Raw genomic sequence first — 10,328 nt, 5'->3', positions numbered from 1 at the left:
CCGCCCGGCTGTGTCATCACCCCCGGTCGTAGCGCGAGCCGGCGCGCCAAGGCAAGAGATGCTTGCGTCGTGGGCGCCCGCGTTCTAGCGCGCGGCGATGCCGGTCCGATGGTTGCGGTGGCAACCAGCCGGGCCAAGGCGGACGGGAGCTTCAGTGTGGACGCAGCGCAGGCGGTGCATGAAAAATTCCTCGCCGCGCTGGCGAGCGGGGCCTTGCCCGATCGCGCCGACGCGCCCGATCCGGCCGCCGCCGGCTTGCCCCGCGCCGCCGCGACCGACATTTTCCTGTCGCAGCTGACCAGCCGCCAGATGGACCGGCTGTCGCGCACGTTGCAGGCGCGCGGCGAGGGTTTCTATACGATCGGCTCGTCGGGGCATGAAGGCAATGCCGCGGTCGCCGCGGCGCTGCGCGTCACCGACATGGCGTTCCTCCATTACCGTTCGAACGCCTTCCAGCTCCACCGCGCGCGCTTGGCTCCGGGCCAGACCCCGACGTGGGACATGCTGCTGAGCTTTGCGGCCTCGTCCGAAGACCCGATTTCGGGCGGGCGCCACAAGGTGATCGGTTCGAAACCGCTGAATATTCCGCCGCAGACGTCGACGATCGCCTCGCACCTGCCGAAAGCGGTCGGCGCCGCTTTCTCGATCGGCATCGCGCGGCGGCTGGGCATGACCGGCCTGCCGCTGCCCGACGATGCCGTCGTGCTGACCAGCTTCGGCGATGCCTCGGCGAACCATTCGACCGCGCAGGGGGCGTTCAACACCGCGGGCTGGGCGGCGTTCCAGGGCTCGCCGATGCCGCTGATCTTCCTTTGCGAAGACAATGGCATCGGCATTTCGACCCGCACCCCGGCCGGCTGGATCGAAGCACAGTTCCGCCACCGCGCCGGGCTGCATTACATCCAGTGCGACGGCAGCGACCTCGTCTCGGCCTACGCCGGCGCCGCCGAAGCCGCCGATTATGCACGGCGTTTCCGCAAGCCGGTGTTCCTCCACATGGCGACGGTGCGGCTTTACGGTCATGCCGGGTCCGACGTGCAGGGCGCCTATCTGCCCAAGGCGCTGATCGAGGCCGACGAAGCGCGCGACCCGCTGCTCGCCGGGGCGGCGCTGATGGCCGGGCAGGGCTGGATGACCCCCGCCGAGATCGCCGATGCCTATCAGGATATCGGCGCGACGCTGGCGCGGCAGGCCGAAGCCGCGATCCTGCGGCCCAAGATCACCACCCCCGCGCATGTGATGAAAAGCATCGTCCCGCCGATACGCGACATGGTCCGCGCCAACAGCCCGTCGGACGCGGACCGCAAGGCGATGTTCGGCAGCGACGCGGGGGCGATGGACAAGCCGCAGCATATGGCGCGGCTCTTGAGCTGGGCGCTTGCCGACCTGATGCTCGCCCACCCCGAAATCGCCGTGATGGGCGAGGATGTCGGGCCGAAGGGCGGCGTCTATAACGTCACCGCCAAGCTCCACCAGCGCTTCGGCTCGGCGCGCGTCGTCAACACCCTGCTCGACGAACAGGCGATCCTCGGCCTCGCGATCGGCATGGCGCACAACGGTTTCGTCCCGATGCCCGAGATCCAGTTTCTAGCTTACGTCCACAATGCCGAGGACCAGATCCGCGGCGAGGCGGCGACGCTCAGCTTCTTTTCCGACGGCCAGTACACCAACCCGATGGTGATCCGCATCGCCGGGCTCGGTTACCAGAAGGGCTTCGGCGGCCATTTCCACAACGACAACAGCCTCGCGATCTTCCGCGATATTCCCGGCGTGATCCTTGCGGTGCCGTCGAACGGGCGCGACGCCGTCCACATGCTCCGCGAATGCGTGCGGCTGGCGCGCGAGGAGCAGCGCGTCGTCGTGTTCGTCGAACCGATCGCGCTCTACATGACCCGCGACCTTCATGAAGAGGGCGACGGGCTGTGGACCAGCGTCTACGAAGCCCCCGGAGCGGGCGCCCCGATCGCCTTCGGCGACGTCGGCGTCCACGGCGACGGCACCGATCTCGCGATCGTCACCTATGGCAACGGATATTATCTCTCGCGCCAGACCGAACGCCTCCTCGCCGCCGACGGGGTGAAGGTACGCGTGATCGACCTGCGCTGGCTCGGCCCGGTCGACGCCGACAAGCTCGTCGCCGCGGTCGGCGATGCGCAGCGCATCCTGATCGTCGACGAGTGCCGGATCACCGGATCGCAGAGCGAGGCGCTGATGGCGCTGTTCGTCGAGCGGACGCCGGGCAAGAAGCTCAAGCGCATCGCCGCCGACGACAGCTTTATTCCCTTGGGGCGCGCGGCAACGCTGACCCTGCCGAGCCGCGACAGCATCGTCGCGGCGGCGAAGGAACACTTGGTATGAGGTCCCAAACCCCCGTGCCCCTGCGAAGGCAGGGGCCCATCACCCGCCGCAGCGATCCCGCGCGACGGGCACTGGCAACCAGTAGCATCGGTGATGGGGCCCTGCCTTCGCAGGGGCACGGGGTTTGTGGATGGGCCGGAGGTCAGCGATGACCGCAACCCGCAAGACCGCGCTCGTCGTCGCTCCCGGCCGCGGCACCTATGGCAAAGGCGAACTCGGCAGCATCGCGCGGCTGCACGGCGCGCGCTTCGCCGATCGCATTGCCAATTTCGACGCCCAGCGCCGCGACCGCGGCCAGCCCACCGTCACCGAACTCGACGGCGCCGATCGCTTCAGCGTCGCCACCCATATGCGCGGCGATGTCGCGGCGCCGCTGATCTACACCGCCACCGCGCTCGATTTCCTCAGCATCGACCGCGACAAATTCGACGTCGTCGCCGTCGCCGGCAATTCGATGGGCTGGTACAGCGCACTGGCGCTCGGCGGCGCGGTGTCGGTCGCCGACGGGTTCCGGATCAGCAATGCGATGGGGCTCAACAGCCAGACGCACGGCCCCGGCGGGCAGGTCCTGCTGCAAATCGTCGATGAATATTGGCGCCCGGTCCCAAGCCTGCGCGCGCAATTGCTGGGCCTCGTCGCCGCGATCGCCGCGCGACCGGGCCACGCGCTCGCGCTGTCGATCGACCTTGCCGGCATGCTCGTGTTCGCGGGCAATGAGGAGGGGCTCGCCGCCTTGCTCGCCGAAGCGCCGCCGACCCCTGACCGCGACCCGCTGCGCCTCGCCGGCCATGGTCCCTTCCACACCCCGCTGATGTTCGGCAGTTCGGACAGGGCCAGGGCGGAGCTGCCGCCGTCGCTCTTCGCGGCGCCCGCGATCCCGCTGGTCGACGGCCGCGGCCATATCTGGCGGCGCTTCGCCAGCGACCCCGCCGCCATCCGGGACTACACCTTCGGCCACCAGATTCTCGCGCCTTATGATTTTGCGCTGTCGGTGCAGGTCGCGGTCCGCGAGTTCGCCCCCGACGTTATCATCCTGCCCGGCCCCGGCGACACGCTGGGCGGCGCCATCGCGCAGGCACTGATCGGCATTGAATGGCAGGGGATCGCGAGCAAAGCCGACTTTGCGGCGCGGCAGGCGAGCAATCCGGTGCTGCTCGCGATGGGCCGGACCGATCAGCGCGCCGCGGTGACCGGCGGCCAATAGGGCCGGCAGCAGAAGGAACATCGGCTGCCGGCCCTGTCGTGGCGCACCGCCAGGTGGGGTGGGCGGCGCGGGCGAACGGCAACGCCGATGGGGACCAACTCAAGGGCGATACACCGTTCGTTTTCCTTATAGCGGCGCCGCGCGCCTTCTGGCCGCCCGCGCCCGGCGATCATGCGCCGAAATGGAGCGAATCGGCCGCGGCGCCGGGGCCGCTCTCGGCGACGAATTGCAGCCGCAGCAGTTCGGCGACGCTGCCCGCGCCGGCGCGGCGCATCAAATTGGCGCGGTGCACCTCGACCGTCCGCGGGCTGAGGTCGAGCCTCCGGGCGATCGCCTTGTTGCCCATCCCGGCGGCGATCGCGCCCAATATGTCGCGTTCGCGCGGGGTCAGCACCGCGAGCCGCGCCGCCGCCGCGCGCTGGCGGACGAGCGCGCCGTGCCGCAGCTGCCAGGCATCGAGCGCGCGGTCGACCGCGCGCCGCACCAGCCGCGGGTCGAGCGGCGCCGGCAACAAATCATGCGCGCCGCCGCGCAGGATCGCGCGCGATTCGGCGATGGTCAGCCGCTCGGCGGCAACGAAGGATGTGACGTCCTCGCGCAGCGCCAGCCGCTTCAGCAGCGCCGCGCCGCTGGTCGCCCCCGGCTGGTGCCAGCGGAACAGCAGGATGGCACCGGCGGCGTCGGCGGCCTCGATCCAGGCATCGGCGCTCGCGAAGCTGCGCACCACCCGGTCGCCCCCCGCCGCGAGGGCGCGAAAACAGGCGGCGCGTTCGGTCGCGTCGGGCAGGATCAGGTGGATATGGCCCCCGGCATCGGTCATGCCGCCGTGCTGACCGCGAACGCCGCGCCCGGCCAGCGCGACTATATCGGCGGCGGCGCCGTTCCGGACGTTTATCGGTTCCGGGTCAGCCGGCGCCGTCCTGCCAGCCGCCGCCGAGCGCGAGGAACAGCGCGACGAGGTTGGTCGCGCGCTGCTGCTCCGATTGCGCGATCGTGGCGTTGATCGTCGCGAGCGAGCGTTCGGCGTCGAGCACGACCTGGAAATTTTCGCGCCCGGCGCGGTAACGCAGCCGCGCGATGCGCGCCGCTTCGCCCGCTTCGGCGGCGGCGCGGCGCAGCGCAGCGAGCCGGTCGAGCTCGCCGGCATAAGCGGCGAGCGCGCTTTCGGTTTCCTGCAGCGCGGCAAGCCACGCCCCGTCGAACCCGGCCAGCGCCGCATCGCCACCGGCTTCGGCCTGTTTGAGCCGCGAGCGGGCGACTTCCATATTGGGGAAATTCCACGAAATCAGCGGGCCGAGCGAAAAGCGGAAACCGTCCGATTTGCCGAGCCCGCCGATCGATCCGGCGGTCGAACCGATCGATCCGCCCAGGCTGATGCTCGGATACAGGTCGGCGGTCGCGACGTTGATGCGCGCCGACGCGGCGGCGAGTTCGCGCTCGGCGCGGCGGATGTCGGGGCGGCGCGCGAGCAGGCTGGCGCCGTCGCCGACCGGGACCGGACGATCGAGTTCGGGCGGCGCCTGACAGGCGAGCACCTGCTGCGGCGCTTCGGCCGGCGGCTTGCCGGTGAGCAGCGCGAGGCGATAGAGCGCCGCCGAACGCTGCGCGGTCAACGTCGGGATCGCGGCGCGCGTCTGTTCGAGCAGTGCCCCGGCCTGGCCGGTCTCGAGCCGCGTCGCGCGGCCGCCCTCGAACAGGCGGCGGGTCAGGTCGAACGTCTGTTCCTGCAGGCGCAGCGTCTCTTCGGCGACCGCGATCTGGCGGTTGAACGAACAGACGTCGGTGTAGGCGCGCGTCGTTTCGGCGGCGACGGTGATGCGGGTCAGGTCGAACGCCGCCTGCACCGCATCGGCATCGGCGCGGCTGGCGCGGATCGCGCTGTCGACGCGGCCGAACAGATCGACCTGATAGCCGACGTCGAGCCCGACGTCATAGCTTTCGCCCTCGACCGGGCCGATCCCTGTAACGCTGCCCGGCTGGCGGGCATAGGTGCCGCTGGCGCCGATGCTGGTCGACGGCAGCCGCCCGGCGCGCGTCTCGCGCAGCACCGCGCGCGCCTGCGCCAGGTTCGCCGCGGCGATGCGCAGGTCGGTGTTCGCGGCGAGCGCCTCGGCGACGAGGGCGTCGAGGGTCGGATCGGCGAACAGGCTCCACCATTCGCCCTGCGGCTGCTCGCCGGTGAAGGCCGGCGACTTGCCGGTTTCCAGGAACGGCGCCTGCGACGGCGCCGCCGGGGTGGGCGAGACATAGGCGGGGCCGACGGCGCAGCCCGACACGGTCAGGCTGGCGGCGGCGGCAAGCCACAGCGCGCGGGTCATCGGGCGGTCTCCTGCGGGGTGGCGGGCGGCGGCGTCTTGTCGCCGCGGCGCTGCGCGAAGGCGCGGGTCTTGTCGCCGAGCTTGCGGCTGAGGACATAGAAGAGCGGCGTGAACAGCAGCCCGAAGATGGTCACCCCAAGCATGCCGAAGGTGACCGCGGTGCCCAGCGCCTGCCGCATCTCCTGCCCCGGCCCGCTCGCGATGGCGAGCGGCAGCACGCCGAAGATGAAGGCGAAGCTGGTCATCAGGATCGGGCGCAGGCGCGACCGTGCGGCGTGGACCGCGGCGTCGATCGTGCTCATCCCGTCCTGCTCCTCGGCCTGCTTGGCGAATTCGACGATCAGGATCGCGTTTTTCGCCGCGAGCGCGATCAGCACCACCAGCCCGACCTGGGTCAGGATGTTGTTGTCCATCCCGCGCAGATTCACCCCGACCATCGCCGCGAGGATACACATCGGCACGATCAGGATCACCGCCAGCGGCAGCGGCAGCGATTCATATTGCGCCGCGAGCACCAGGAAGACGAACACCACCGCGAGCAGGAAGATCAGCACCGCGCTGCTGCCCGCCGCCTTTTCCTGATAGGCAAGGCCGGTCCATTCATAACCGAAGCCGCTGGGCAGCGTCTTGGCGGCCAGCCCTTCCATCGCGGTCAGCGCCGCGCCGGACGACACGCCGGGCGCCGCCTGGCCCTGCAGCTCGACCGCCGGGAACAGATTGTAGCGCACGACGCGGGTCGGTCCGCTGTCGTTGCGGAAGGTCGCCACCGACGACAGCGGCACCATCTCGCCCGAGCTCGAACGCACCTGCAGCCGCCCGACATCCTCGATCGTCGCGCGCGCCGTCGGTTCGGCCTGCGCGGTGACGCGGAAGGTGCGGCCGAGGAAGTTGAAGTCGTTGACATAGGTCGACGCCAGATAGGTGCCGAGCGCGGCATAGACCTGGCTCGGGTCGACCCCCAGAATCTGGGCCTTGTCGCGGTCGACGTCGGCAAAGATGCGCGGCGATCCGGTGTTGAACAGCGAAAACACCTGCGCGACGTCGGGCACCTGCTGGGCGCCGCCCATCATCGCGAAGGTCGCCTGCTCCAGTTCGCGATAGCTCTGCCCGTCGCGCGCCTGCAGCATCATCGTAAAGCCGTTGCCGTTGCCCAGCCCCTGCACCGCGGGCGGCGCGATGACGAAGGCATTGGCTTCGGGCAGCAGGTTGGCGAGCGTGCCCGACAGCTGCTGGGACATCGCCGCGGCGCTCATTTCGCTGCCGCGCTCGCCCCAGTCGGTCAGGCGGATGAACATCGTGCCGGCGTTCGACGCGGTCGAAAAGCTCGATCCGTCGAGCCCGGCGAAGGTCGCGATGCTCGACACGCCCTCCATCTTCGCGACATTTTCCTGCGCGCGGGCGAGCACTTCGCTGGTGCGGTCGAGCGACGCCCCCGGCGGCAGCTGGACGACGCCGATCAGCACGCCCTGGTCCTGATCGGGGATGAAGCCGGTCGGCGTATCGGTCAGCCGCCAGCCGGTCAGCGCCAGCAGCACCGCATAGATGGTCAGCATCAGCCCGGCCTTGCGGACGAGCGAGGCGGTGGTCTGCCCATAGCGTTCGGACAATTTGTCGAAGCCGCGATTGAAGGTGTCGGCACCGCGGCGGACGAGGCGCATCGCGCGATTCTTCGGCTCTTCGCGATGCTCCTGGTGCGGCTTGAGCAGCAGCGCGGCCATCGCCGGCGACAGGGTCAGCGAGGTGAGCAGCGAGAACACCGTCGCCGCCGCGATCGTCACCGCGAACTGCTGATAGAAGATGCCGGGAATGCCGGGGATGAACGCGGTCGGCACGAACACCGCGACGAGCACCAGCCCGATCGCGATCAGCGCGCCCGACACTTCCTGCATCGTCCGGTGCGCCGCTTCGCGCGGGCTCAGCCCCTCGCGGATATGCTTTTCCACCGCCTCGACGACGACGATCGCGTCGTCGACGACGATCCCGACCGCGAGCACCAGCGCGAACAGCGACAGCGAGTTGATCGAAAAGCCGAGCATCAGCTGGACCGCAAAGGTGCCGACCAGCGCGACCGGAATCGCGACGATCGGGATGATCGCGGCGCGCCAGGTCTGCAGGAAGACGAGCACGACGAGCACGACGAGGACGATCGCCTCGACCAGCGTTTCCTGCACCGCCGTCACCGACGCCTGGACATATTCGGTCGGGTTGAACGGGATTTCATATTCGAGGCCGGGCGGGAAGGTCTTCGATGCCTCTTCGACCTCCTTCAGCACCAGGTTCGCGGCGTTGAGCGCGTTGGCGCCCGGCTGCTGGATCACCGCCATGCCGACGCCGCCGCGGCCGTTGAACACGCCGCGCACGCCATAATCCTGGCTGCCGAGTTCGACCCGCGCGACATCCTTCAGCCGCGTGATCGCGCCGTTCGCAATGTCGGTCTTGATCACGACATTCTGGAACTGGTCGGGGGTGACGAGGCGCCCGGGCACTTCGACCGGCAGTTCGAACGCGGGGTTGCCGCTGCCATAGGGCGGGGCGCCGACGCTGCCGCCGGCGACCTGGACATTCTGGTTCTGCAGCGCCGCGACGATTTCGGTCGCGGTCAGGTTGCGCGCCGCCGCCTTGTCGGGGTCGATCCACACCCGCATCGAATAGAAACCGCCGCCGAAAATCTGCACCCCGCCGACGCCCTCGAGGCGGAGCAGCCGGTCGCGCAGCGTCGAATTGGCGTAGTTGCCGACATAGTCGATGTCGATCGCGGGATCGGTCGAGGTCAGCGCGACGATCATCAGGAAGCCCGATTCCTGCTTGTTCACCTGGACGCCGATCTGGCGCACCTGTTCGGGCAAGCGCGGTTCGGCGAGCGCGACGCGGTTCTGGACCAGCACCTGCGCCGCATCGAGGTCGGTGCCGGGCTCGAACGTCACCGTGATCTGCGCCGCGCCCTGCGTCGACGACGACTGCAGATACAGCATATTCTCGACGCCGTTGATCTCCTGCTCCAGCGTCGAGGCGACCGTTTCGGCGATCGTTTCCGACGACGCGCCGGGATAGGCGGCGACGATCCCGATCGTCGGCGGCGCGATCTCGGGATATTGGGCGAGCGGCAGCTGCGGATAGGAAAAGGCGCCGATCAGCGTGATGAAGATCGCGATGACCGCGGCGAAAATCGGCCGGTCGACGAAAAAGCGGCTGAAATTCACTTGCCGGCTCCCGCGGCGGCCGCCGTGCCCTTGGCGGCGGGCGCCGCCGCCTTGGGTGCGATGACCTTGCCGTCGCTGCCGATCCGCCCGGCCTGGACCTTGGCGGGCTTGCCCGGCATCGCGCGCTGGATGCCGCCGACGACGATACGATCCTTGGCGGTGACGCCCGACCGGATGACGCGCAGCCCGTCGATCACCGGCCCGAGTTCGACCGGGCGTGCCTGGACGACGTCCTTGGCCCCGATGACATAGACGACGCGGCGCGCGCCGTCGGTGACGATCGCGGTGTCGGGCAGCAGGAAGGCGGCGCGCGGCGCCGACGCGGCGAGCTGGAGCTGGCCGAACAGGCCCGGACGCAGCTTGCCGTCGGCGTTGGGAACGACCGCGCGCACGGTGATCGTGCCCGATCCGTTGCTCAGCGCATTGTCGACGAAGTCGATGCGCCCGGTGCGGTTGTAAGCCTCTTCGCCCTGCAATTTGATCCGCACCGGCGACCCCAGCAACGTGTCGCCCTGCCGCTCATATTCGAGCAGGCTGGCTTCCGACCCCTGGAAGGTGAAGTGAATCGGGCTGGTCGACACGATCGAGGTCAGCACCGTCTGGTCGGCAGTCACCGAATTGCCCGGATCGACCAGCCGCTGCGACACCCGGCCGGAAATCGGCGCGGTCACCCGCGTGAAACCGACGTTGAGTTCGGCGGCGCGAATCGCGGCGCGGTTCGCCGCGACATCGGCCTCGCCGGTGCGCACCGTGGCGCGGCGCTGCTCGACCTCTTCCTGGCTCGCCGCCTGCGACGCGGCCAGCGTTTCGGAGCGCGCCAGTTCGGTGCGCGCGTTGGCGAGCGTCGCCTGCGCGCGGGCCAACTGGGCGCGGGCCTGGTCGAGCGCCGCCTGCGAGGGGCGCGCGTCGATCGTGAACAGCAATTGCCCGGCGCGGACATATTGGCCGTCGGTAAAATGCGCGCGCTGCAGGAATCCGGTGGAGCGCGGGCGCACCTCGACGCTGTCGACGGCTTCGAACCGGCCGACATAATCGTCCCATTCGGTGACCTCGCGGACGAGCGGCGCGGCGACGGTCACCGGCAGCGCGGGCGGGCCTCCGGCCTGCTCGCCGCCCGAACAGGCGGCCAGCAACAGCGAAAGGAACAGGGTTGGCGCAAGGAGGGGAGAGCGCATGATCACCGGCCTATAGTCTATGATTTTCTGTCAAGGCGTTTCCGGCATCGGGCAGCAGGGAGGGGGGGGGGGG

Annotated in this window: 6 protein-coding genes; 2 read left to right on the top strand and 4 right to left on the bottom strand. The window is 69.7% G+C overall.

What is annotated here, in order from left to right:
• The first annotated feature begins 156 nt into the window (after positions 1-156).
• Together HEQ22_RS14220 and HEQ22_RS14215 are read left to right on the top strand one after the other, a co-directional pair.
• Positions 157-2,358 carry a thiamine pyrophosphate-dependent enzyme gene (locus HEQ22_RS14220; RefSeq protein ID WP_432768498.1) on the top strand — a complete coding sequence of 734 codons (2,202 nt, stop codon included), beginning with the start codon at positions 157-159 and terminating at the stop codon, positions 2,356-2,358.
• Positions 2,359-2,506: 148 nt separating this feature from the next.
• Positions 2,507-3,562 (top strand): ACP S-malonyltransferase, encoded by a 1,056-nt coding sequence (locus HEQ22_RS14215; RefSeq protein ID WP_432768497.1) that lies wholly within the window; start codon positions 2,507-2,509, stop codon positions 3,560-3,562.
• Between the two features lie 169 nt (positions 3,563-3,731).
• Here HEQ22_RS14215 and HEQ22_RS14210 read toward each other — a convergent pair whose 3' ends face one another.
• From HEQ22_RS14210 to HEQ22_RS14195, 4 genes are all read right to left on the bottom strand, one after another.
• Positions 3,732-4,382, bottom strand: a complete 651-nt coding sequence (locus HEQ22_RS14210) for a response regulator transcription factor (RefSeq protein ID WP_432768496.1) — start codon at positions 4,380-4,382, stop codon at positions 3,732-3,734.
• Positions 4,383-4,467: 85 nt separating this feature from the next.
• Positions 4,468-5,880, bottom strand: a complete 1,413-nt coding sequence (locus HEQ22_RS14205; RefSeq protein WP_432768495.1) for an efflux transporter outer membrane subunit — start codon at positions 5,878-5,880, stop codon at positions 4,468-4,470.
• Positions 5,877-9,080 (bottom strand): efflux RND transporter permease subunit, encoded by a 3,204-nt coding sequence (locus HEQ22_RS14200; protein WP_432768494.1) that lies wholly within the window; start codon positions 9,078-9,080, stop codon positions 5,877-5,879. Before HEQ22_RS14200 ends, HEQ22_RS14205 begins: the two co-directional genes overlap by 4 nt.
• On the bottom strand, positions 9,077-10,255 hold the full coding sequence (locus HEQ22_RS14195) for an efflux RND transporter periplasmic adaptor subunit (protein WP_432768493.1): 1,179 nt from the start codon (positions 10,253-10,255) through the stop codon (positions 9,077-9,079). Before HEQ22_RS14195 ends, HEQ22_RS14200 begins: the two co-directional genes overlap by 4 nt.
• Between the last annotated feature and the right edge of the window lie 73 nt (positions 10,256-10,328).

Origin of the sequence: Sphingopyxis sp., assembly GCF_050916055.1 — a bacterium.
Taxonomy (GTDB): Bacteria; Pseudomonadota; Alphaproteobacteria; order Sphingomonadales; family Sphingomonadaceae; genus Sphingopyxis.
Note: the sequence above shows the minus strand (reverse complement) of the source record. Positions and strands in the feature narration are given on the sequence as shown.

Coding starts and splice junctions, on each gene's coding strand:
- HEQ22_RS14205 (WP_432768495.1), bottom strand. CDS start 5,880: ATGACCCGCGCGCTGTGGCTTGCCGCCGCCGCCAGCCTGACCGTGTCG.
- HEQ22_RS14195 (WP_432768493.1), bottom strand. CDS start 10,255: ATGCGCTCTCCCCTCCTTGCGCCAACCCTGTTCCTTTCGCTGTTGCTG.
- HEQ22_RS14210 (WP_432768496.1), bottom strand. CDS start 4,382: ATGACCGATGCCGGGGGCCATATCCACCTGATCCTGCCCGACGCGACC.
- HEQ22_RS14215 (WP_432768497.1), top strand. CDS start 2,507: ATGACCGCAACCCGCAAGACCGCGCTCGTCGTCGCTCCCGGCCGCGGC.